The following is a 23807-nucleotide window of genomic DNA, read 5'->3' on the forward strand; positions in this document are numbered from 1 at the left end:
CACGTCGCGCTGACGCGGCTTTCACGTTGGTGACGCGGGCTGGTCCATGGCAGGTGTCACGGATATGGCACAGTTTGCGCCGTGCGTGCTGTGACACGGATGGAGCAGTTGGTTATAGGAGGCTTCCCGACGGCTGTTATGGCGGGGCATGGTGCCGGCCATTTCTGCCATCTCCTGCGATCACTGAGCTCGCCCGTAGCAGGATTGGAAGCACTCCACGGTGTGGGCCTGCCATTCGGGCGCGGGATCACATCCAGGCGCATCGCCGACATCCTGCAGCCAATCGCCCAAACGTCGGCCAGGTGCGCCTTCTCGCCGTACAGCTGCATCGATGCCAGCGGTGCGGCGGCGAGGCGGGCTTCGCCTTAGGTGCATCACGGACAGCCTGGCCGGGCAACGCCAGCCGCTGGCGATGTGGGTGGCCGGTGCGTTGCCAACCGACGCCTGCGCATTGCCGGCCAGTGTATCGATCGACGACTTTCGCGGCCTGTTCGCCGACCCGGCCGGCAGTTCCTGCGCCATCGCCTGGGCATGCGCCTGCCGGACCCGGCCGGCGAAGACACTGCAACGATCTATCTCTAACGAGCTCTTTGCCGAAAGTCGCCCTAGGAATTAGTCAGCGAAGCCCGGGACGTCCAGGCGTTGAATGAGCATCAACTGCCACGCCTGATCCGCAAGACGGGAGGCTAACCCTGCCACTGCGCCAGCAGCTGCGCGCAGTCGCGCAGGCGCCAATCGGCCAGGCCTGGCCACGGGTCGCCCGGCGTGTTGACCAGGACGGTGCAGGCACCCACCGCGCGGCCGCAGGCCAGGTCATTGCAGTGGTCGCCCACCATCACCAGCGCGCTGCCTTCCACCGCCCAGCGGCATGCGAAGTACTGCAGACCGTCCGGTGCGGGCTTGGGTGTGGCCTCGTCGCGGCCCACGATGTCGTCCCAGGCAAAGGCATCACCCAGCCCGATCGCCTGCAAGGTCACCTGCGCCAGCGTGCGGGCATTGCGCGTCAGCAGGCCCAGCCGGCAGCCGCTTGCCTGCAGCGCACGCACCAGCGCCACCGCGCCCGGCGCAGCACGCGCGCCTTCGGCCAGCGCGCGCTCGTGCTCCAGCAGCCAGGCGTGCTTGGCCTGCGACTGCGCCGCAGGCAACGCGGCCAGGTGATGCAGGATGTCCGCCTCGGGCGGGATCTGCAGTTCTTTGCGGATCAACGCGAAATCGTGCACGGCCTCGGTCAGCGTGCCGTCCATGTCGAACACCCAATGCCGGCAGTTGCGCAAGGCCGGTGCAGCCCCTGCCGGAACGGTGCCATCCATGCGCTATTTCCAGCCCGGCAGTTGGGTGGTATCCAGCCCGCCCACCTCGAACTCGGCAGTGCGTGTGCCGCCGGCCTTGACCGGGAACGCGATGCTGATGCGCTTGGCGCCGCGCACCAGTTTCCATAGCGCCTTGTCGTCGTCGATAAACATGGCGATCGCCTCGTCGGTGTCAGGGCGATGTGCGGCCATCGGGCGCGCCGCGCCACCGTCCACCGACACCTGCACCTTGCAACCGCGGTAGCAATTGAAATCCCCGGCCTTGAGCACGAGATAACTGTGGCGCTTCCACTGCGGATGGTCGCGGAACACCAGGCTCACCGGCTTGGGGCCGCTGCCATCCACGTCCACGCGCTCCTTGGCATCGATCATCGCCGAGCGCTGCGTGCCGCCCTTGGCCGGCACCTGCGAGTACTGCCACAGCGCCTGCATGCGGCGCAGCTCGCACGCCTGCTCGCCCTTGGCCTTGATCTCGGCATAGCCAGCTTCCACGCGGGTGGCGGCCGGCGTGCCGGCGTAGCCTTCCAGCAGGGCCGCGCCATGCGCGCGCGCCATGTCCCAGTTCTGTGCCTGCACCGCTGCGTCGTACTGCTTGGCCAATGCATCGGCCTCGTGTGCCTTGGCCTGCGCCTGCGCGGCCGCCTGCGCCTGGCGTTGCGCCTCGCGATCGGTGCAGCCACTCAGCGCCGCGACGCACAGGGCCGCACTCAACAGATATTTCATCGTCGACTCCAGGGCAAATTCAATGGCAACGATACCAGCCTGCCCCGATGGAATTGATCAAGGGCATGGGCGTATCGCGGTGACCGCAGCACCCGCGATCACACGGGGCGACCAAGCACGGTAGGAGCGCACTTGTGCGCGATGGGCTTTACTGGGAAAGCCTCATCGCGCGCGAGCGCGCTCCTACGGGGCGTGGAGCGTTTGAGGGGGCGGTATTGCCTCCACAGACGGCCAACGCTCTCGTAGGAGCGCACTTCTGCGCGATGGGCTTTACCGGGAATGCCTCATCGCGCGCGAGCGCGCTCCTACGATGGCGATTGCGCACGCGCGAGACCGATGAAACAACGGGAGGGCGTAGGCAACGCCCTCCCCGGCCATTACGGCTGCGCTGGCGGCGCAGCCTTGGCCTTGGCGATCATCTCGGCCACCGACGCGGTGGTGATCGGGTGGTAGCTCGGCTTGGCCTTTTCGAAGGCCTGCTCGGCGAAGGCGATGCCGTCCGGGGTCTTCAGCAATTCGGTGTAGATCGGCAGCACCAGCTTGCGACGGCCCACGCGTTCGATGAACTCACCCGCGGCCGGACGTGCATCGGTGTAGCCGCTGCGGATCGCCAGCGGATACCAGCGCATTGCGATCTCGCCGTTGGGCGTGCCGGTGAAGTGGTAGGCATCGTCCAGCTGCTTGAGCTGTTCCGGCTTCAAGGTGGCGCCCATGCCGCTGAGGAAATGCACCCATTCCTGCGTGCCCCACTCGCCGGTGACCTGCTTGCTGGGCAAGGTGCCGCTGCCGCTCCAGGCGATGCGCGCGGTATCCACGATCGAGAAACTGCGCGAGCGCGCCTTGGCCGCAAACGCCGGGATGCCCGGCTGCTTCAACCAGGCGTCCACTTCGGCGGCGCTCACCGTGTTGGGATGCTTGGCCAGCAGGTTCTTGTTGAGATAGTCGACGAACTGGTCGGTGGTCGCGCTCTGGAACGCATGGTCATCGAACCAGCCACGCAGGAACGGGTCGAACACCTCGCGCCCGAAGCGCTGTTCCAGGAACTGCAGGAACCACGCGCCCTTGACGTAGGCCACCTGGCTCAGCGCTTCATCCGGGTCGCGCTCGGCCAGCGGCGGCAGCGCCAGGGCCTGGTCGGCAGGCGCCATGCCCTTCACTTCGGCCAGCAGGTCGCCCTGGTCGATCTCGCGCTCCATCTCGGCCATCTCGTTGCCGTACAGCGCTTCGGTGATGCGGCCCTGCACGTAGGTGGTGAACCCTTCGTTGAGCCAGATGTCCTTCCAGCTCGCATTGGTCACCAGGTTGCCCGACCAGCTATGCGCCAACTCGTGGGCCACCAGCGACACCAGCGACTTGTCGCCCACGATCACCGTCGGCGTGGCGAAGGTCAGGCGCGGGTTCTCCATGCCACCGAACGGGAACGACGGTGGCAGCACCAGCATGTCGTAACGGCCCCAGCGATACGGGCCGTAGAGTTTTTCGGCGGCACCGATCATCTTCTCGGTGTCTTCGAATTCCTTCGCAGCCTTGTCGGCCATGCTCGGCTCGGCCCACACGCCCGAGCGCGCGGAGATCGGCTTGAACACCACATCACCGGCAGCGATCGCCAGCAGATACGACGGAATCGGCTCGGGCATCTTGAAGCTGTAATCGCCGTCGCGCGCGGCCTTGGGGTCATTGTCGGCGCTCATCAGCACCATCACGTCCGGGCGCGAGGTCACATGCGCGCTATAGGTGAAGCGCACGCTCGGGGTGTCCTGCAGCGGCACCCAACTGCGCGCATGGATCGCCTGCGACTGGCTGAACATGAAAGGCAGTTGCTTGCCTTCGGTCATCGCCGGCTCCAACCACTGCAGGCCCGATGCGGTGGGCGCGGTGTGGTAGGTGATGACGACCTTGGCCGGCTGGTTGGGGGTTTCGATGGTGAGCTTGCTGCCGAAGGTCTTGTCGGCCGGCGCCAGCACGAACTGCAGTGGCGACAGCGTGCCCTTGCCATCGTCGGCCTGCACCTGGGCGATGCTGAGCTCGCGCGTATCCAGCACCAGCTGCTTGGCGGCCTTGTCCTTCCAGTCCAGCGTGTAGGTGGCGGTGCCGCCGATCTGCTTGGCGTCGAAATCCAGCTTCAGGTCCAGCGCCAGGTCCTTGATGACCACCAGCTGCGGCTGGGCGTAGGAGCTTTCGTCGTGGTTGCGGGCGTCTGCTTTCACGGGAGCCTTGGCAGTAGCGGCCGGGGCGGCAGTAGTGGACGCCGGCGGCGTGGATTCGTTGGAACAGCCGGCCAATGCAATGGACACGGCCAGGGACAGCGACAGGAACGGGAAGCGCATCGACGGCACCGCAGCAAAGGAATTGGTCATTTTAGCGCCCTCGCACGGCCGCTGCCCGTGCTGCCGTGGGCCGATCACGCCACCGGATGGCTGCGCGGGGCGTCGTGACCATCGCGCACCAGCCGCCGGCCACCGGAGAACTTGGCGCGGTACATCGCCGCATCCGCACGCCGATACAGCTCGGTGGCGTCGATCCCCACCTCGCACACCGCACTGCCGGCGCTCACGTGCAGCGGCGCCTCTTCGGCATCTTCGCGCTCCAGCATCGACAGCCACTGATTGAGCTTGAGCGTGGCCTCGTCTTCGGAGGCATGCACGCCGATCAGGAATTCATCGCCGCCCCAGCGGCCGATCCAGTCCTGCGCGCCCAGCCAGCCGTAGGCCGATTCGACCAGGCGCACCAGCACGCGGTCGCCGGCCAGGTGGCCGAAGCGGTCGTTGATCGGCTTGAGGTTGTCCATGTCCAGCACGAACAGCACGAACGGCCAGCCTTCGCGTTGCGCGGCGGTCACCGAATCGCGCATGGCCTGCTCGCAGCCGCGGCGGTTCAAGGCTTCGGTAAGCGGGTCGAACAGCGCGTGCCGTTTGAGATCGCGCATGCCCGCGTCGATGCCGCGCAGGCTGCGGTTGATGCCGCGCAACAGGCGGCCCAGTTCGTCATCGCCATGCTCGGGCAGCGTGGGCAGGCGTTGGTCAGCGTAGTACGCATCCAGCGCATCGGCGGCGATGCGCAACGGCGCCAGCAGGCGATACAGCGCCGAGAGCGTCAATGCAGTGCCGGCCAGCGTGGCCAGCAAGGCCACGATCACCACCGACCATAGCGGCCGCCCGTCCAGCTCGCTTTGCGCGGCGAGCCAAGCGATCAGCAACAACAGAGGCAGATGGATGCCGACGAACGTCACCGCCAACAGCTTGGCGCTGAAGGAGCGGGGAAACAGGCGCGACAGCCCGGCGTACAAGCGCATCCATGTCTCCGGCAAAAAGAACGCCTAGTGTCGCCGACGGTTTGTGGAGCCAACGCGACGGGTGTCTCAAAATTCCGTCGGTGAGCGCGCGCAACTGCGTCGATTCACGCGCGCAAGCGAACCCAAGCGTGCATGCAGCGAGGAGTGCAGTGGAGCGACACCGGCGCGCTGGCACGCGCCGGTCGGTGCATCAGATCTTGTAGCCGGAGTGGATGGCCACGATGCCACCGGTGAGATTCTTGTAGTGGCACCGCGCGAAGCCGGCTTCGCCCATCATGCCCTTGAGCGAATCCTGCGGCGGGTGCTTGCGGATGCTCTCGGCCAGGTACTGGTAACTGTCGGCATCGCGCGCGAACAGCTGGCCCAGCTTGGGCAGGATCTTGAACGAATGGAAGTCGTAGATCGGCTTGAACCAGTCGGCGGTGACTTCGGAAAATTCGAGCACGCGTGCCTGCCCACCCACCTTCAACACGCGGTACATCTCGCGCAGCGCGGCGTCCTTGTCGGTGACGTTGCGCAGGCCAAAGGAGATGGTCACCAGGTCGAAGCTCTGATCCGGGAACGGCAGTGCTTCGGCATTGCATTGCACGTAATCGAAACCGGCCACCAGGCCGCGGTTGGTCAGACGGTCGCGGCCCACCGAGAGCATGCCGGCGTTGATGTCGCCCAGCACCACCGCGCCTTCGTTGCCCACGCGCTCCTTGAGCAGCACGGCGATATCGCCGGTACCGCCGGCAAGATCCAGCACGCGGTCGCCCGGCTTCACCTGCGCGGTGGCCACGAAGTAGCGCTTCCACGCACGGTGGATGCCCAGGCTCATCAGATCGTTCATCAGGTCGTAGTTGCGCGCGACCGAGGTAAACACTTCGCCGACCAGCTTCTGCTTGTCCTTTGCTGCGACGTCGCGGAAGCCGAAATGGGTGGTACCGGAGGTGTAGGGAGATTCGCTCATGGGCGGATTATCGCACTGCTGACGCCACCATGACCGCAACGGGACCACAATCGCGGCTCTTCCTGCGACGGCCCCAGCGAGCACTTGGTGCGCGACAAGTACGTCCAGCGCGACTGGCAGCCCCATGAGAAGCCCACCCTGCCCGGGTCGGCCTCCACGCCGCTGCACCCGACCCGGCGACGCATCCAGTACGGCCTGGTCGGCGTAGTGGTGGCGCTGACCGGTGGGCTGAGCAATGCGCTGGTCACCGCCAACCTGCCCTATCTGCAAGGCACGCTGGGGGCGTACGCCACCGAAATGGCCTGGCTGCCGGCCGCCTACGTCATGACCAACATGTCGGCCAATCTGCTGCTGGTGAAGTTCCGCCAGCAGTTCGGGCTGCGGCGGTTCACCGAGATCTTCCTGGCGCTGTATGCGGTGATCGCCTTCGCGCACCTGTTCGTGCACAGCCTGAGTTCGGCCATCACCGTGCGCGCTGCCCACGGGCTGGTGGGCGCGGCGCTCAGCTCGCTGGGGCTGTACTACGTGATCCAGGCGTTCCCGGCCAAATACCGGCTCAAGGCGGTGGTGACCGGGCTGGGGCTCACCCAGCTGGCACTGCCGCTGGCGCGGGTGTTTTCCACCGACCTGCTGGAATTTGGCGAATGGCAGGGGCTGTATCTGTTCGAATTCGGCCTGGCGGTGTTTGCGCTGGCTTGCGTGCTGGCGCTCAAGCTGCCGCCGAGCGACCGGTACCGCGTGTTCGAGCCGTTGGACTTCCTCACCTTCAGCCTGTTCGCTGCCGGCGCGGCGGGGTTGGCCGCGGTGCTCTCGCTGGGCCGGCTGCTGTGGTGGACTAGCACGCCGTGGCTGGGCGTGGTGCTGGCGGCCTCCATCGTGCTGCTGTGTGCAGCTGCGTGGATCGAACACAACCGCCGCAATCCGATGATCAACACGCGCTGGCTGGCCAGTGCCGACATGCTGCGCCTGGGCCTGGCAATCCTGTTGATCCGCCTGGTGCTGTCCGAACAGAGCACCGGCGCGATTGGCTTCTTCCAGACGCTGGGGTTGGCGAACACGCAATTGCAGACCTTGTTCGCGCTGATGTTGCTGGGCGCGGTGGTGGGCGTGGTGGCCAGTGCCTTGCTGATCAATCCGGCGCGCATTGCCGAACACCTGATCATCGCGGTGGCGGCGATCTACATCGGCTGCTTCATGGATGCGCGCGCCACCAGCCTGACCCGGCCGGAACAGATGTATGTCAGCCAGTTTCTGCTCGCATTCGGCAGCACGTTCTTCGTGGGCCCGGCGATGGTGGCCGGCATCGGCCGCGTGGTCACCCAGCCACGCAACCTGATCAGTTTCATCGTGTTGTTCGGGATGGCGCAGAACATGGGCGGCCTGCTCGGCAGCGCGCTGCTGGGCACGCTGCAGGTGGTGCGCGAGAAATATCACTCCAGCCAATTGGTCGAGCACCTGGTACTCACCGACCCACAGGTGGCCGCGCGCGTGCAGGCCTATGCCAGCGTGTACGGGCGTGCGATCGGCGACCCGGCCCTGCGCCAGGCGCAAGGCGTGCGTGCACTGGGCACGGTGGCCACCCGCGAGGCCAACGTACTGGCCTATAACGATGTGTTCCTGCTGATCGGCTGCATTGCCATTGCCACCGGGTTGTGGATTCTCTCGGTGCTGGTGTGGCGCCGTTATCTGCGGCCGCCGATTGCCCCCTCTCCTTCTGTTCCGACTGCGCGCCCATGAATACACCTGCCGACACCGCTCCAACCGCCGAACAGAGACGGCGCCGCCGTCGCCGCCGCCTGTATGGCGTGCTCGGTTTCGGCGGGCTTGCGCTGATCGGCGTGGCGTTGGTGCTGTATGCATGGCGGCTGCCGCCGTTCACCAGCGCGGTGGAGCGCACCGAAAACGCGATGGTGCATGGCCAGGTCACGGTGATCGCGCCACAGGTCAGCGGCTATGTCACGCAGGTACCGGTGCAGGATTTCGCGCATGTGCGGCGCGGCCAGCTGCTGGCAAAGATCGACGACCGTATCTATACGCAGCAGCTGGAACAGGCCAAGGCGCAACTGCAGACCGCGCAGGCCAACCTGGCCAACTGGGAACAGCAGCGCCACAGCGCCGAGGCCACTATCGCCGAGCAACGCGCCACCCTGAGCAGCAACCAGGCCCAACGCGATCGCACGCGCTCAGCGTATGCACGCGCGCAGCAACTGGCCAACCAGAAACTGGTGTCCGAGCAGGACCGCGACACCGCATTTGCCGCGCGCGCACAGGCCGACGCCGGCGTGGCCCAGGCGCGCGCCGCAGTGCAGGCCGCCGAAGAGAACGCGCGCAGCGTCACCGTCAATCGTGCAGCGCTGGAAGCGGCGGTGGCCAATGCGCAGGCAGCCGTGCAGCTGGCTCAGATCAACCTGGACAACACGCGCATCCTGGCGCCGCGCGACGGCCAGCTGGGTCAGCTCGGCGTGCGCCAGGGCGCCTACGTCACCAACGGCACGCAGTTGATGGCCTTGGTGCCGGACACCTTGTGGGTAGTGGCCAACTTCAAGGAAACCCAAATGGCCAACGTGCGTGTGGGCCAGCGGGCCAGCTTCACTGTGGATGCGCTGGCCAATGCGCGCCTGCAGGGCCGCGTGCAGGAGATCTCGCCAGCGGCCGGCTCCGAATTCAGCGTATTACCCGCAGATAACGCCACCGGCAACTTCGTCAAGATTGCCCAGCGCATTCCGCTGCGTATCAGCGTCGATCCGGGCCAGCCGCAGGCCGCGCGGCTGCGTCCGGGCATGTCGGTGGTGGTGGCCATCGACACCGCCCAGCGCGCCGAGTAAGCAACGCAGCCGTTATGATGCGGCGATGACTGTTTTGGCCCCCTTTCCTGTGCACTGGCGCGCACTGCGCTTTGCCGAGCTGGACACGCCCCAGCTCTACGCAGTGCTGCGGCTACGCACCGATGTGTTCGTGGTCGAGCAGCACTGCGCGTACCCGGAGCTGGACGGCAAGGACACCCACGCCGAGGTGCTGCACCTGCTCGGCACCACGGATGACGGCGCGCTGGCCGCATACCTGCGCGTGCTGCCGCCCGGGCTGAGCTATCCCGAACCCAGCATCGGCCGCGTCGTCATCGCTGCCGCACACCGCGGCCATGGGCTGGCCCACGTCTTGCTGCGCGAAGGCCTGCGCTTGGTGCAGGCACAGTGGCCCGGCCGTGCCGTGCAACTGGGTGCGCAAACGCACCTGCAACACGTCTACGCCGCGCATGGCTTTGCGCCCATCTCTGCGCCGTATCTCGAAGACGGCATTCCGCATATCGACATGCTGCGTCGCGCCGACGCGGCCACTCAGGAGCTTGCATGATCACCACACCCGACTACCGCGCGCTGCTCGACACCGCCATCGCCGAAGCCCGCCAGGGTCTGGCCGAAGGCGGCATCCCGATCGGGGCCGCGCTGTACCACAGCGACGGACGTTTGCTTGGCTGCGGCCATAACCGCCGCGTGCAGGAAAACGACCCTTCCGTGCACGGCGAGACCGATGCGTTCCGCAAGGCTGGCCGCCAACGCCGCTATCAGGACACCATCATGGTCACCACGCTGGCGCCGTGCTGGTACTGCAGCGGGCTGGTGCGGCAGTTCAATATCGGCACTGTGGTGGTGGGCGAATCGGTCACCTTCCAGGGCGGCATCGACTGGCTGCGCGAGCATGGTGTCACCGTCATCGACATGCAAAGCCAGGAGTGCATGGACCTGCTCGGTTGTTATATCGCCGCCAATCCGGATGTGTGGAACGAGGATATTGGCGAAGACTGAGTACGTGCTGTAGTGGCGCTGGCGGTTGTCGTTGCAGCGCCATGGTGCGTTTGCGCCGTAACTGGATGTGCCAGGCGGCCAGCAACTCCTGTGTAAAAACGTCTGGCCGGTCAGGATCTTCGCAGCAGGTGAAGCTCGCCAATGCCCTGCCCCGGCATGTCAACGCGCGTTGACATGCCCAGCGCTACGCTCGCGCTTCACACAGGGGGAAGGCGTCGATGGCAGCAGTGGATGTGGTGGTGGCGAATGGCGCTGCGGCGCAGCCGTTTGCGTTGGAGCGGGCGCCGGCAATGCGGCATCTGGCCGCAGTGGACGGCGGGCGGGCGCACGACGTGCCGCTGGCGAAAGACGCCTTGCCGGCACTGGAAGCAGCTGACCTGACAGAGGACGACGCTGCCGCGCAGACCGCGCGCGGGGTTGAGAACACGCTGCCGCACGCAGTTGGCGATCGCGCACTGCACGCGCGTGTGCAGCTGGGCGCACTGCTGATCCAGCGCTACAGAGACAGCCTGCGCTGAGTGTTTCACCGCGGGAGCCGACTGACGGCAGCGAACGGCGCTGATGAAGCCGGCCGTGAGCAGATCAATGTGCGAGCGCGGTGAGCCGCAGTGAAATGCGCGAGCGATGCCGCTGACACAGCGATCGCGTCTGGGCGATTCCTACAAATTTTCGCTGCGCTAAAAACCTGATCGCATCTACAAAAAAGACCCGCCATCGGCGGGTCTTCTTACAACTGCCGGTCTGCATGCGTTACCGCAAGCAGGCCGCACAGAGTCACAGGATGTAACGGCTCAGATCCGGATCCTGGACCAGCTCGCCCAACTGCGCATCCACGTAGGCCGCATCCACAGTGACGCTCTGGCCATCGCGGTCGGGTGCCTCGTAGCTCAGCACATCGAGCAAACGCTCCAGCACCGTATGCAGACGCCGCGCACCGATGTTTTCCTGCCGCTCGTTCACCTGCGCGGCAATCTCGGCCAGGCGGTCCACCGCATCGGCGCCGAAGGTCAAGGCCACACCTTCGGTCTGCAGCAAGGCTTCGTACTGCTTGATCAACGCCGCCTTGGGCTCGGTGAGGATGCGCACGAAATCGGCCTTGGTCAGCGCGGTAAGTTCCACGCGGATCGGGAAGCGGCCCTGCAATTCCGGAATCAGATCGCTGGGCTTGGCCAGATGGAACGCGCCCGAGGCAATGAACAGGATGTGGTCGGTCTTGACCGTGCCGTACTTGGTTGAGACGTTGGAGCCTTCCACCAACGGCAGCAGATCGCGCTGCACGCCCTCGCGGCTGACATCGCCACCGGACGAACCGGCTTCACCACGCTTGGCCACCTTGTCGATCTCGTCGATGAACACGATGCCGTGCTGCTCGCAGGCCTCGATCGCAGCGGTGCGAATGTCGTCTTCGTTGACCAGCTTGCCGGCTTCTTCCTCGATCAACAGCGGGCGCGCGGCCTTGATGGTGAGCTTGCGCTTCTGCGACTTGCCGCCACCCAGGTTGGAGAACATCTGCCGCAGCTGCTGGCCCATTTCCTCCATGCCCGGCGGGGTCATGATGTCCATGCTGGCGTTGACCGCCACTTCCAGTTCGATCTCGCGCTCGTCCAGCTCGCCGTTGCGCAACATGCGGCGGAACTTGATGCGGGTTTCGTTGTCCTGCGCCGACGGCTCATGACGCGCCGCCTCCGGGTCGAAGCCGATGCCGGCCGAGCGCCGCGGCAACAAGGCATCCAGGATGCGATCTTCGGCGCGTTCTTCGGCCTGGTTGCGCACGCGCACCTTGGCCTGCTCGCGGTACAACTTGACCGAGGTATCGGCCAGGTCACGAATGATCTGCTCCACATCCTTGCCGACGTAGCCCACTTCGGTGAAACGCGTGGCTTCCACCTTGACGAACGGCGCATTGGCCAGCGTCGCCAGACGCCGCGCGATCTCGGTCTTGCCCACGCCGGTGGGGCCGATCATCAGGATGTTCTTGGGCATCACTTCGTTGCGCAATTCTTCCGGCAACTGCATGCGCCGCCAGCGGTTACGCAGCGCAATGGCCACCGCACGCTTGGCATCGTGCTGGCCGACGATATGGCGGTCGAGCTCCTGCACGATTTCGCGCGGAGTCATGGTGCTATGGGTATCGGTCATGGTCGGGAATCGGGAATGGGAAAAGGGGAAACGCAGAAGGCGGCACCGGTGAAATAGGGAAGGAACCGCTGTTGCGATTCACGATTCCCCACTCCCGATTCATAGCTCTTCAACCACCACATTGCGATTGGTATAGATGCAGATATCGCCGGCGATGTTGATCGCCTCGGTGGCAATGGTCTTGGCGTCCAGTTCGGTGTGCGCCAGCAACGCGCGTGCGGCAGACAGGGCGTACGAGCCGCCGGAGCCGATCGCGATGATGCCGTCTTCCGGCTCGATCACATCGCCGGTACCGCTGATGATCAGCGAGGTTTCCTTGTCGGCCACGGCCAGCAATGCTTCGAGCTTGCCCAGGCGGCGCTCGGTGCGCCAATCCTTGGCCAGCTCCACGGCGGCGCGGGTCAGTTGGCCGTGCTTGTCCAGCTTGGCTTCGAACAGTTCAAACAGGGTGAACGCATCGGCGGCTGCACCGGCAAAACCGGCCAGTACCTGGCCGTCGCGGCCTAGCCGGCGCACCTTGCGCGCATTGCCTTTCATGACCGTATGGCCGAGGGTGACCTGACCATCGCCGGCGACGGCGACATGCCCGCCACGTCGGACCGAAATGATGGTGGTGGCGTGAACGACGTTGGGGTTCTGGCTGGGATCCATGGGTCCTCCGGGGGTTTCCAAAGAGGTGGGGACGCCCCTGCCGGGTTCAAGCGGGATGCAACGAAGGAAGAGAGTGATGCCGGTGGTGCAGGTAACAAGTAGCGGGTGGCCATTGGGCCATTGGGCGAATAGAGTTGGAGTTGGAGAATGGACAGGCGCGAAGTGCGCACACGCTGGCGGAGCGCACCGACCGCCACCCAAGCAGGTGACCGCATGCCATCCGTATAGCCCCTCTCCCGTCGGGAGAGGGGTTGGGGTGAGGGTACGGCCGCTTCAATTGATTGCATGCCCAGTGAGTCAACACGCTCTATTGGCGACTTGCAGAGATGTCTGGAAAACAGCTGCGCTTCTCGCACCCATCATTGAAACGTCGCGCTGTTTAACAGCGGTTGCCTTGCGCGCGGCATTTGAACTTCAATGGGACACAGAGAACTCTGAGGTTCTCCAACTTTCCCAAGACGCCAAGCAGCGTCTGCACAGGGACCCTCACCCCAACCCCTCTCCCGAGGGGAGAGGGGCTAGAGCGGAGCACACTTCATGAGCTGCCAGCTATCCAAGCACTGCTTTACCGCTGTGACGGCTTTACCGCTGTGATGGCCCAATCAGCTGGACTGGGCCGCTAGCTGGACTGCGTTATCAACGGTGGTGGCTTTACCAGCGGCACTTATTTTGCCAACTACTGGCTTTAACAGCTGCATCGGCTCTATCAACGGCACCTATGCTGGACCGGGCCAGCACCAGTGTCTCGATCATAATAGCTGGCCGGCAGGCTGATGACATCTCTCACACTCACGCGCAGAGGCGCGCACTCATTCCGTCGCCTTCTTGCGCTTGGCACGCGGATGCGCGGCGTCGTAGACCTTGGCCAGATGCTGGAAATCCAGATGGGTATAGATCTGTGTGGTGGCGATATCCGAATGTCCCAGCAACTCCTGCACACCGCGCAGGTCGCCGGAGGATTCCAGGATGTGGCTGGCAAAACTGTGGCGCAGCATGTGCGGATGCACGTGCTTGAACATGCCCTGGCGTACCGCCAGTTGCTTGATGCGGATCTGCACCGCGCGCTGCGAGATCGCACCGCCCGCACGCCCAGGGAATACATGCGTTTGCGCGCTGCCGCCGCTGTCGCGCTGCCAGGCGCGCAAGGCCGTCACCGCATGCGACCCCACCGGCACCATGCGTTGCTTGCCGCCTTTGCCAAGCACCGTGACCAGGCCGCTGTCCAGATCCAGATCACGCCAGCGCAAGGCGCACAGCTCGCTCAGACGCAGCCCGGAGGAATAGAACAGCTCCAGCAAGGCGCGGTCGCGCAGGCCCAGCGGCGCGTCGGTCGGAACTTCTACAAGCCGCACAGCTTCATCGGCATCCAGCACCTGCGGCAATTTGCGCGGCGCCTTGGGCGCACGCAACGCCGCCGCAGGGCTGGTCGCGATGCGGCCATGCTTGAGCAACCACGCGTAATAACTGCGGCAAGCCGACAGGCGACGCTGCAGGCTCTTCGGCGACAACCCGCGCCGGTGTTCAGCGGTGACGAATTGCCGCAGCTGCGCGCTGTCGAGCTGCGCGACATCGTCGCTGCCTTGCGCACTTGCCCAACCGATCAACGCAGCAAGATCGCGCCGGTAGGCATCCAGCGTATGTGCCGAGACTTGCCGTTCGATCTGCAGATGCGCCAGGAAGGGCTCTACCGCAGACAACGTTGCATCTGCGCCGGGGCCGGTCGTCGCTGTCGGCGAGGAACCCCGCGCATCCGCAACAGGCGGCGCTGTCTCAGGCATCGAAGCGCTGCAGTGCCACCACCAGCGACTCGCCCATCATGCGCAAGAACAACGTGCCCATGCCCGGGTAGAACCGATTGGCATCGCTGCTGCCCACTGCAATCAGGCCGATACCCGGCAATGGCAGCAACGCGGTGGATTGCATCTCGCCGGCATGCGCGCCGTACAACAGCGCATGTTTTTCGGCTTGCAGGCGGCCGCAGATCGGCTCGCCATCGGTGAGGCAATCGCGAAATGGCGCCAGGCGCGCGTCATCGGCCGCCATCACCTGCAACCAGTCTGCCTCCAGCCCGGCGACCGGTTGCAGCAACACCAGCCGGACCAGTTCGCCATTGAAATCTTCCGCCAACGACGCGGCCATCGCCTTGAGCGTGTCGGCCGGGGTGGCCTGGCGCATCAGCGCCAACGTCAGTTGATGCGTGCGCACCGCCAGCCGTTCGTTGACCTGCGCATTGCTGCCCAGTTCGTGCAGGCGCCGCGACAACTCGCGGTTCTTGTCGCGCAGCACTTCCAGCTGGTACGTGGCCAGGGAGGCAGTGGGGCCGTCATCGCGCGGCACCAGCAGGCTCAGCGCCAGATCCGGGAACTGCTTGAGGAAGGTCGGATGGCGGCGCAGCCAGTTGGCGACGTCATGCGCGCCGAGTTTGTCGATCTCGCTCATTGGTTCCACTCTCCATCGAAGACGAACACGGCTGGCCCGGACATCACCACCTGCGCCTGCTCGCCGGCCCAGCGGATCCGCAATTCGCCACCCGGCAAGGACACGCGCACATCGCGCTCGACACGGCCCCGATGCATCAGCACCACCGCGGCCGCGCACGCACCGCTGCCGCAGGCGAGCGTTTCGCCAACGCCGCGCTCGTACACGCGCAACCGCACATGCGCCGGGTCCACCACTTGTGCAAACCCGACATTGACCGATTCGGGAAACGCCGCGTTCTGTTGCAGCAACGCACCCACCCGCTCCACCGGCGCCGCATCGACCCGGCCAACTTCCACCACCGCGTGCGGGTTACCCATCGACACCGCGCCAAAGCGCACGGTTTCTCCGTGCACGGGCAGCGCGTATTCGTCGCGCGCATGGGCAAAGCCGGCCAGCGGAATCTGCGTAGGCTCGAACTGCGGTACGCCCATCGCCACCGAATATGTGCCCGCATCCAATCGCTCGACGCGGTGCGCGGTGAAGGGGCTGTCGATGGTGAAGACATCGCTCTGCGCGGTGCCCTCGCGCACCAGCCACGCGGCCACACAGCGCGCGCCATTGCCGCACTGCTGCGAGTGTGATCCGTCGGAATTCCAGATGCGGTAGGCGGCCACCGCCTCGGCGCTGCGTGGCGCTTCGATGGTCAGGATCTGGTCGCAGCCCACACCGAAATGACGATCCGCCAACCGCGCGGCCAGGCTGGCGTCGGGCGGCGGTGTGCCATCGCGCAGATCCAGCACCACGAAATCGTTGCCGGCGCCGTGCATCTTGGTGAAACGCAAGCGCCCGGTGTGGACGTCAGCGCTCATTGCCGCTGCTGGCGGGCTGATCCGTGGCCGGCGCGGGCTGGGTGGTGCCGTCGGTCGGCGCGGGCGCAGGCGTCTGCGATTCGTCCAGCAGTTGCGGTGCATCCGGCGGCTGCAGCACGGGCTGGGCTTCCACCGGCACTGGCTTCTGCGGCATCACCAGTGGGCCCTTGTTGCCGCAGGCGGCGAGCAGGACGAGGGTCGCACCCACCAGTGCGAGACGAACAGACGGTCGGGACATAATGCTCATGCACCGAAGTATAGCCAGAACACCCTGACTGCCGTGCGCTCAGTGCGGGGCGGGCGTTTGCAGTGCGCGCGGCGGCGGCTCCGGGCGCAGCCACAGCCAGATGGCCACCACCGCCATGCTGCCGATGGACAGGCATTTGACCCACAGCACCGGCACGCACCACAGCATGATGGCCGCGCAGATGGTCATGGTCAGGGTCGCCATCCATTTGGCCTTGCGGCTCACCGCGCGATAGGTCTGCCATTCGACGATGGCCGGGCCAAAGCGCGGGTGCGCCAGCAGCCAGCGGTGCAGGCGTTCGGAGCCGCGCGAGGCGGCCCAGGCGGAGATCAGCACGAATACGGTGGTGGGCAGGCCTGGGACGAAGATGCCGACAATGCCGGTGGCCAAGCTGGCATAGGCCAGCAGCCACCACGCCCAGCGGAATCGGTTCGGTCGCGTCATGGGGGAATGATACGGCCAGTGGTGGGGGTTGGTGGGTGGACGGTTTTTGTTGGAGGTGGGCGTCGGGTGCGATTGGGAGCAGCTTTGTGTTGGGGTGCGTGCCATGTGTGTGCGCTCAGGCTCGCTTCGCTTGTGCGGCGGCGTTCTTTCAGCCGGATGCTTTGCCCGGAGAGCGCACGAAGGGGTGGGTTGATCGCACTGGCGGTTGATGTTTGGACTTGCTTCTGATGGTTGATCAGGGTGGCGCGAAGCCATGAGCAAGTGCAGAGCTTTCGCGCCTGCGGCGCGAGTTCCTTTTGTCTTGGCAAAAGGAACCAAAACCGCTGTCGCCGACGCGATCCGGTGCGGTGAAGCCGCACCGGTGCCCTGCGCTCCTCGCCACGCGTGGCACGGCGCCCAAACTCGCTACGCTCAGACAAGGGCGCCTCTTCGGCCCCGCGCAGCTGCGGTGCTCGGCTCGCTTTAAGGCGACGCTGGTGGAGCGAGAGCGTCAGCAAAAGCAGGAGCAGGAGACAAAAACGAAAAACGGTGAGGAAAAACGCTAGGTGGTACGGCGGGAAGCGAAGCAGGAAGCGAAGCAGGAAGCGGAAGCCGGAGCAGAGGTGAAAAGGGGGAAGAAGGAGACGGAAGACGGGAAATGGGAAATGGGAAATGGGAAATGGGAAGTGGGAAGTGGGAAGTGGGAAGTGGAGGCGGAGGCAACACCAGCCTCCCGCATCCACCGCCCCCTGACATCCAGGCAAATAGCTAATCGCTAAAAGCCCTCGCGGTCTGCTTTTACGAATCCCAAATCCCGACTCCCAAATCCCGGCCCCTCAACTACTTGACGCCCAGCTGGTCCAGCACGAAGGCATAGGATTCGGCCAGTTCGCGGTAGCGGCGGAAGCGGCCGGATTTGCCGCCGTGGCCGGCTTCCATGTTGGTGCGGAAGACGATCGGGTAGGTGCCGGTGTTGTCGTCGCGGAGCTTGGCGACCCACTTGGCCGGTTCCCAGTACTGCACCTGCGAATCCCACAGGCCGGTTCCGACGAACATCGCCGGGTAGGCCTGCTTGCGCACATTGTCGTACGGGGAATACGACAGCATGTAGTCGTAGTAATCCTTGGTTTCCGGGTTGCCCCATTCATCGTATTCGTTGGTGGTCAGCGGGATGCTGGCATCGAGCATGGTGGTGACCACGTCCACGAACGGCACCTGCGCCACCATCACCCGGTAGTCCTGCGGGGCCATGTTGGCCACCGCGCCCATCAGCAAGCCGCCTGCGCTGCCGCCGGAAGCCGCAACGCGGTCCTTGGCGGCATAGCCCTGTGCCACCAGGCCGCGGGTGATGTCGACGAAGTCGTTGAAGGTGTTCTGCTTGTGCAGCAGCTTGCCGTCGTCATACCACTGCCGGCCCATTTCCTGGCCGCCACGGATGTGCGCGATGGCATACACCACGCCGCGATCCAGCAGGCTCACCGCCGGCAGGTTGAACGCCGGGTCCATCGACATGCCGTAGCTGCCGTACGCGTACTGGAACAACGCGGCAGTGCCATCTTTCTTGAAGCCTTTCTTGTAGACCAGGGAAACCGGTAGCTTGACGCCGTCGCGCGCGGTCACCCAGACGCGTTCGGTCACGTAGTTGCCGGCGTCGTAACCGATCACCGGCTGCTGCTTGAGCAGCTTGCGCTCGCCGGTCTGGGTATTGAGTTCGTAGGTGGTGGCCGGTGTGGTCAGCGAGGTGTAGGTGTAGCGCAACCACGCGGTATCCGGCTCGGAGTTGACGGATAACCCCATCGAATACGCCGACTCGTCGGCCTTGACGTATTCGTGGCTGCCATCGCGCTTGAGCAGGCGGACGCGCTCCAGGCCACCGGACCGTTCTTCGATGGCGGTGAAGCCGTCGAACAGTTCGTAGCTTTCGATATACACGTTCGGGTCGTGCGCCACCCAGTCGGTCCACTGCTTGCGCGTGGTCGCATTAGTGGGCGCTGTGACCAGCTTGAAGTTCTTGGCGCCATCGGCATTGGTGCGGATCACCCAGCGGCCATCGAAATGCTCGGGCTGGTATTCGACGTCGCGCTCGCGCTTGGCCAGCACGGTGAAGGTCTCGGGCTTATCGGCTGGCGCATAGCGGGTTTCCGAGGACACCGTGCTCTCCACGCCGATGACGATGTACTTGTCGTCGCGGGTGCGGGAGATGCCCATGTAGAAGCTGTCGTCCTTTTCCTCGTAGACCAGCACATCGTCCTTGGCCGGCGTGCCGAGCACGTGCTTCTTGACGCGCACGGTGAGCAACGTTTCCGGGTCGTTTTCTACATAGAACAAGGTCTTGTTGTCGTCGGCCCACACCACGTTGGCCGAGACGCCCTCCACGGTGTCCGGATAGACCTCGCCGGTCTCCAGGTTCTTGAAGCGGATGGTGTACTGGCGGCGGCCCACTGCATCGTCGGCCCAGGCCAGGATGCGGTTGTCCTGGCTGACTTCGGCATCGCCAACACTGAAATAGCCCTTGCCCTCGGCCAAGGTGTTGACGTTGAGCAGGATCTCTTCCGGTGCGTCCATGCTGCCCTTGCGGCGCGCCTGGATCGGGTAGTCCTTGCCGGCCTCGTAGCGCGTGTAATACCAGTAGCCGCGCTCGCGGTACGGCACGCTGGCGTCGTCCTGCTTGATGCGCCCGACAATCTCGGTGTACAGCGTGTCTTCCAGCGGCTTCAGCGGCGCCATCAAGGCGTCGGTGTAGGTGTTTTCGGCGTTGAGATACGCCAGCATGGCCTTGTTCTCACGCTTGTCGTCGCGCAGCCAGTAGTAGTCATCGTTACGGGTGGCACCGAACGGGGCCTTGACCACGTGCGGATGCTTGGCCACGTCCGGCGGCGTCGGGAGGGCGGCAAGTGCGGAAGGAACAGAGCTGGTCATCAGGCTGGCGATCAACAAGGTCAGAACAGGTTTCATCAGATTGGGGTCCGTTGGATGAACGCAATGCCATCCCAGCGCGCGAGTGTGGAAGAGGCCGCCGGGGAGCGTCATGTGTCCGAGGTCATGCTGGTCTATCATCTTCGCAATGGACTCACTGCTTTCGCCCGTGTCCGGCTATAGCCGCCGCAGCCAGGACATCGCGCCCTTCCATGTGATGGCCCTGCTGGCCCGCGCCAACGCACTGGAACAGGCCGGCCACGATGTCATCCACCTGGAAATCGGCGAACCGGACTTCACCACCGCTGCGCCCGTGGTGGCCGCCGGCCAGGCTGCATTGGCGGCAGGCCACACCCGGTACACCGCCGCACGCGGGCTGCCTGCGTTGCGTGAGGCAATTGCCGGGTTTTACGCGCAGCGTTACGGCTGCCGCATCGATCCCGAGCGCGTGCTGGTCACCCCGGGCGGCTCCGGCGCCTTGCTGCTGGCCAGCAGCCTGTTGGTCGACCCGAGCAAGCATTGGTTGCTCGCCGACCCGGGGTATCCGTGCAACCGTCACTTCCTGCGCCTGGTCGAAGGTGGCGCGCAGCTGGTACCGGTGGGCCCGGACAGCGACTACCAACTGACCCCGGCGCTGGTGGATGCCTGCTGGACGGCCGACAGCGTTGGCGCGCTGGTGGCCTCACCGGCCAACCCCACCGGCAGCGTGCTCTCGCGTGCGCAGTTGGCCGCTTTGTCGCAGGCCTTGCAGGCGCGTGGTGGCCACCTGGTGGTGGATGAGATCTACCACGGCCTGACCTACGGCCTGGACGCGCACAGCGTGCTGGAAGTGGACGACAGCGCGTTCGTGCTGAACAGTTTTTCCAAGTACTTCGGCATGACCGGCTGGCGCCTGGGCTGGCTGATCGCCCCGCACTCTGCGGTGCCCGAGTTGGAAAAACTCGCGCAGAACCTCTACATCAGCGCCTCGTCCATCGCCCAGCACGCGGCCCTGGCCTGCTTCACGCCCGAGAGCATCGCCATCTTCGAAGCGCGCCGCGCCGAGTTCCAGCAACGCCGCGATTACCTGTTGCCTGCACTGCGCGCACTGGGCTTCGACATTGCCGTCGAGCCACAAGGCGCGTTCTATCTGTATGCCGACATCAGCGCATTCTCCAAGGACGCGCAGGCCTTCTGTACGCACTTCCTGGAAACCGAGCATGTTGCCTTCACTCCCGGCATCGACTTCGGCTTCCACCGCGCCAACCAGCACGTCCGCATCGCCTATACGCAAAGCCTGCCGCGCCTGGAACAGGCAGTGGAGCGCATTGCGCGTGGGTTGCGGCATCTTTGATTTCGCACTACGCGATGAGCACGGTTCATCTCCGCGGCTGCGTTTAGAGCGGCAGCAGCGCACGCATTGCTGTCGATATAAACAGCTGTAGCTACTGTTTTTTCTGCCTCTGCGCTTTTTCTTTTGCGGTTCTGCTATGGCTACTGGCTTGCGCCTCCCCTCGCCCTGGAGCGAGCCGAGCACCGCAGTCACGCGTGGCCGAAGAGGCGCCCTGTCTGAGCGTAGCGCGTTCGGGCGCCGTGCCGCGCGTGGCGAGCAGCGCAGGGCACCGGTGCAGCTCCATCACACCGGATCGCGTCAGGCGACATGGTGCTGGTTACTTTTGCCGAAACAAACGTAACCAGCGCCGACAGGCGCGGAAGCTGTTGCTTGCTACTTTGCTCAGGGCTTTGTTTTGCAGTTGCTTATCAAACACGCATCAATCACCACGTGCAACCGTACCCTCATCGGCCCTTCGGGCACCTTCTCCCGCAGGAGAAGGAAGCATAAAAAAGCCCTGAGCCAATCGACCCAGGGCTTTCTTCAGAGCAAGACACAACGAAAGCAACTCGACTTACATAACCACTTCCGGCCGGCGCTTCAATCCACCAAACGCTCCCACAGGAAGCTGTAGGCCAGCGCCGACATATGCGCCGCCTGCGCATTGTTGGCTGCGCCGCCATGGCCGCCTTCGATGTTCTCGTAGTAGGTCACGTCCTTGCCCGCCTCAATCATCTTGGCCGCCATCTTGCGTGCGTGGCCCGGATGCACCCGGTCATCGCGCGTGGAGGTCAGGAAGATCACCGGCGGGTAGGTCTTCTTCGGGTCGAACAGGTGATACGGCGAGAAGGTCTGGATGAATGTCCAGTCGTCGGTGTCAGGATTGCCGTACTCGGCCATCCACGAGGCGCCCGCCAACAGATGGCTGTAGCGCTTCATGTCCAGCAGCGGCACCTGCACCACCACCGCACCAAACAGCTCCGGATACTGGGTCAGCATGTTGCCGGTCATCAGGCCGCCGTTGCTGCCGCCCTGCACGCCCAGGTGCTTGGTCGAGGTGATCTTGCGCGCGACCAGATCCTTGGCCACTGCGGCCATGTCTTCGTAGGCCTTGTGGCGGTTCTGCTTGAGCGCGGCCTGGTGCCAGCGTGGGCCATATTCGCCACCGCCGCGGATGTTGGCCACCACGTAAACGCCGCCCTTCTCCAGCCAGGCACGGCCCAGGGCGCCGGAATAATTCGGTGTCATCGAGATTTCGAAACCGCCATAGCCATACAGCAGGGTCGGCGCGCTGCCATCGAGCTTGAGATCCTTCGGCCGCACCAGGAAGTACGGCACGCGAGTGCCATCCTTGCTGGTGGCAAAGTGCTGCTCGATGCTGTCCTTGCCGGCATCGAAGAACGCCGGCATGGTCTTCAGCGGTTGCGGCGCGGTGCCTACGTCCACCCACGACAAGGTGGTCGGCGTGAGGTAGTCGGTGACGGTCAGCCACAACGCATCGCTGTCATCGCTGTCCACGGCGCCGACATCCACGGTGCCGAAGGCTGGCGCACCGACAAAGGCGCTTTTCTTCCAGCCATCCTGCGCCGGCGTGATCACGCTCAGGCGGTTCTTGACGTCTTCCAGCACGTTCAAGACCAGGTGCGAGCGCGTCCAGGTCATGCCGGCCAGCGAGGTGGTGTCGGTGGGCTCGAACAGCACATCGAAGTCGCGCTTGCCCTGCATGAAGGCATCAAAGCGCGTGGCCAGCAACGAGCCGGCCTTGTAGGTCTTGCCGCCCACCGTCCACGGCTCGCGCAGCTCCAGGGTGAGCCACTCGCGCTTGACGCTCTTGTTGGCGGAGTTCGGCGCATCCACCTTTACCAGCGCGCCATCGGCCTTCTTGAAATACAGCTCGTCGTTGTAGAAGGCCAGCGTGCGGCTGACGAAATCACGCTCGAATCCAGGCGTGTCGTCATGCATCGCCATGATGTACATGTCGGTGGGCTTGCCCTCGTACACCACCTTGGCCGTGCTCAGCGGCGTGCCGCGCTTCCACTGCTTGGCAATACGCGGGTAGCCGGAGCTGGTCATCGCGCCGGCGCCGAAATCGGTATAGACGTAGACGGTGTCCTGATCGATCCAGCCCAGCCCGCCCTTGGCTTCGGGGCGGAAGAACCCGTCCTTGACCCACTGCTTGGTGGACAGGTCGAACTCACGCGTCACGTCCGCGTCGGCACCGCCGCGCGACAGCGCGATCAGGCAGCGCTGGTAGCCCGGGCGCAGGCAATCGGCGCCGTGCCAGACCCAGTTCTCTTTCTCGGCCTTGTTGAGCGCATCCAGATCCAGCACGGTTTCCCACTTGGGCGCCGCCTTGCGGTATTCGTCCAGCGTGGTGCGCCGCCACAGGCCGCGCTCGTGCTGCTTGTCCTTCCAGAAGTTGTAGTAGTACGGGCCGATCTTCTGCACAGCGGGAATCTTGGCATCCGAGTCGAGCACCTCGCGGATGCTCGATTCCATCTGCTTGAAGGCCGGGGTGACTGCCAGCCGCGCCTCGGTCTTGGCGTTCTGCGCCTTGACCCAGTCCAGCGGCTTGGCGCCGGTGACATCTTCCAGCCAGGCATACGGATCATTGGACACGGCGGTTTCCTCTGCAGAGACGGCGCCAGCAGTGATCAGGCCAGCAACCAGGCAGATCGAGGCGAATTTGGACATGGGGGTTCCCTAAGAAAGCGAGCCGCCGGACCGTAACATAGCCGTTCGGCGGCTT

20 protein-coding genes and 1 pseudogene are annotated in these 23807 nt (G+C 64.9%); 7 read left to right on the top strand and 14 right to left on the bottom strand.

Going from position 1 to position 23807, the window contains the following annotated elements:
* Positions 1 to 379: 379 nt before the first annotated feature.
* A pseudogene (locus QRM89_RS08835) lies at positions 380 to 564 on the top strand (hypothetical protein); the annotation flags it as partial.
* 122 nt (positions 565 to 686) lie between these two features.
* Here QRM89_RS08835 and QRM89_RS08840 read toward each other — a convergent pair.
* The 5 genes from QRM89_RS08840 to ubiE form a co-directional block, all read right to left on the bottom strand.
* The gene (locus QRM89_RS08840; protein WP_285447808.1) at positions 687 to 1310 is read right to left on the bottom strand and encodes an HAD family hydrolase; all 624 of its coding nucleotides are present in this window, start codon (positions 1308 to 1310) and stop codon (positions 687 to 689) included.
* A 3-nt stretch (positions 1311 to 1313) separates the two neighbouring features.
* Positions 1314 to 2033 carry a hypothetical protein gene (locus tag QRM89_RS08845; protein ID WP_285447809.1) on the bottom strand — a complete coding sequence of 240 codons (720 nt, stop codon included), beginning with the start codon at positions 2031 to 2033 and terminating at the stop codon, positions 1314 to 1316.
* Between the two features lie 377 nt (positions 2034 to 2410).
* Entirely contained in the window at positions 2411 to 4360 is a 1950-nt protein-coding gene (locus QRM89_RS08850; RefSeq protein WP_285447964.1) for a M1 family metallopeptidase, read from the bottom strand.
* A 74-nt stretch (positions 4361 to 4434) separates the two neighbouring features.
* On the bottom strand, positions 4435 to 5325 hold the full coding sequence (locus QRM89_RS08855; RefSeq protein ID WP_012437339.1) for a GGDEF domain-containing protein: 891 nt from the start codon (positions 5323 to 5325) through the stop codon (positions 4435 to 4437).
* 190 nt (positions 5326 to 5515) lie between these two features.
* Positions 5516 to 6277 carry a bifunctional demethylmenaquinone methyltransferase/2-methoxy-6-polyprenyl-1,4-benzoquinol methylase UbiE gene (ubiE, locus tag QRM89_RS08860; RefSeq protein WP_014509029.1) on the bottom strand — a complete coding sequence of 254 codons (762 nt, stop codon included), beginning with the start codon at positions 6275 to 6277 and terminating at the stop codon, positions 5516 to 5518.
* 87 nt (positions 6278 to 6364) lie between these two features.
* Here ubiE and QRM89_RS08865 point away from each other — a divergent pair, with 87 nt between their 5' ends.
* The 5 genes from QRM89_RS08865 to QRM89_RS08885 all read left to right on the top strand — a co-directional run bounded on the left by QRM89_RS08865 (position 6365) and on the right by QRM89_RS08885 (position 10598).
* Entirely contained in the window at positions 6365 to 8014 is a 1650-nt protein-coding gene (locus QRM89_RS08865; protein ID WP_285447810.1) for an MFS transporter, read from the top strand.
* Positions 8011 to 9102: an HlyD family secretion protein gene (locus QRM89_RS08870; protein WP_285447811.1), complete on the top strand. Its 1092-nt coding sequence runs from the start codon at positions 8011 to 8013 to the stop codon at positions 9100 to 9102. Before QRM89_RS08865 ends, QRM89_RS08870 begins: the two co-directional genes overlap by 4 nt.
* A 25-nt stretch (positions 9103 to 9127) precedes the next feature.
* A complete protein-coding gene (locus QRM89_RS08875) occupies positions 9128 to 9628 on the top strand; it encodes a GNAT family N-acetyltransferase (RefSeq protein WP_285447812.1) in 501 nt (166 codons plus the stop codon).
* Positions 9625 to 10080: a nucleoside deaminase gene (locus QRM89_RS08880; protein ID WP_285447813.1), complete on the top strand. Its 456-nt coding sequence runs from the start codon at positions 9625 to 9627 to the stop codon at positions 10078 to 10080. The genes QRM89_RS08875 and QRM89_RS08880 overlap by 4 nt, the downstream gene beginning before the upstream one ends.
* Positions 10081 to 10298: 218 nt before the next feature.
* The gene (locus QRM89_RS08885) at positions 10299 to 10598 is read left to right on the top strand and encodes a hypothetical protein (protein WP_115541057.1); all 300 of its coding nucleotides are present in this window, start codon (positions 10299 to 10301) and stop codon (positions 10596 to 10598) included.
* Between the two features lie 256 nt (positions 10599 to 10854).
* On the opposite strand, the gene hslU is transcribed toward QRM89_RS08885, so the two are convergent.
* The 8 genes from hslU to QRM89_RS08925 form a co-directional block, all read right to left on the bottom strand.
* Positions 10855 to 12219, bottom strand: a complete 1365-nt coding sequence (gene hslU, locus QRM89_RS08890; RefSeq protein ID WP_014509032.1) for an ATP-dependent protease ATPase subunit HslU — start codon at positions 12217 to 12219, stop codon at positions 10855 to 10857.
* A gap of 99 nt (positions 12220 to 12318) precedes the next feature.
* On the bottom strand, positions 12319 to 12870 hold the full coding sequence (hslV, locus tag QRM89_RS08895; RefSeq protein WP_011038588.1) for an ATP-dependent protease subunit HslV: 552 nt from the start codon (positions 12868 to 12870) through the stop codon (positions 12319 to 12321).
* Positions 12871 to 13679: 809 nt separating this feature from the next.
* Positions 13680 to 14567: a tyrosine recombinase XerC gene (gene xerC, locus QRM89_RS08900; protein ID WP_285447814.1), complete on the bottom strand. Its 888-nt coding sequence runs from the start codon at positions 14565 to 14567 to the stop codon at positions 13680 to 13682.
* A gap of 73 nt (positions 14568 to 14640) precedes the next feature.
* A complete protein-coding gene (locus QRM89_RS08905; RefSeq protein ID WP_285447815.1) occupies positions 14641 to 15309 on the bottom strand; it encodes a DUF484 family protein in 669 nt (222 codons plus the stop codon).
* Positions 15306 to 16160, bottom strand: a complete 855-nt coding sequence (gene dapF / locus QRM89_RS08910) for a diaminopimelate epimerase (RefSeq protein WP_259175213.1) — start codon at positions 16158 to 16160, stop codon at positions 15306 to 15308. Before dapF ends, QRM89_RS08905 begins: the two co-directional genes overlap by 4 nt.
* The gene (locus QRM89_RS08915) at positions 16150 to 16407 is read right to left on the bottom strand and encodes a lipoprotein (RefSeq protein WP_285447816.1); all 258 of its coding nucleotides are present in this window, start codon (positions 16405 to 16407) and stop codon (positions 16150 to 16152) included. Before QRM89_RS08915 ends, dapF begins: the two co-directional genes overlap by 11 nt.
* A 39-nt stretch (positions 16408 to 16446) precedes the next feature.
* On the bottom strand, positions 16447 to 16851 hold the full coding sequence (locus QRM89_RS08920; RefSeq protein WP_040940617.1) for a YbaN family protein: 405 nt from the start codon (positions 16849 to 16851) through the stop codon (positions 16447 to 16449).
* 819 nt (positions 16852 to 17670) lie between these two features.
* A complete protein-coding gene (locus tag QRM89_RS08925; RefSeq protein WP_285447817.1) occupies positions 17671 to 19785 on the bottom strand; it encodes a S9 family peptidase in 2115 nt (704 codons plus the stop codon).
* A 109-nt stretch (positions 19786 to 19894) separates the two neighbouring features.
* Between QRM89_RS08925 and QRM89_RS08930 the strand changes: the two genes are divergently transcribed.
* Positions 19895 to 21079 (top strand): pyridoxal phosphate-dependent aminotransferase, encoded by a 1185-nt coding sequence (locus QRM89_RS08930; protein ID WP_285447818.1) that lies wholly within the window; start codon positions 19895 to 19897, stop codon positions 21077 to 21079.
* Positions 21080 to 21658: 579 nt separating this feature from the next.
* On the opposite strand, the gene QRM89_RS08935 is transcribed toward QRM89_RS08930, so the two are convergent.
* Positions 21659 to 23752, bottom strand: coding sequence for a prolyl oligopeptidase family serine peptidase (locus tag QRM89_RS08935; protein WP_285447819.1), 2094 nt, complete (start codon positions 23750 to 23752; stop codon positions 21659 to 21661).
* Positions 23753 to 23807: the final 55 nt, after the last annotated feature.

This window comes from Xanthomonas sp. LMC-A-07 (assembly GCF_030208825.1).
Classification (GTDB): domain Bacteria; phylum Pseudomonadota; class Gammaproteobacteria; order Xanthomonadales; family Xanthomonadaceae; genus Xanthomonas; species Xanthomonas campestris.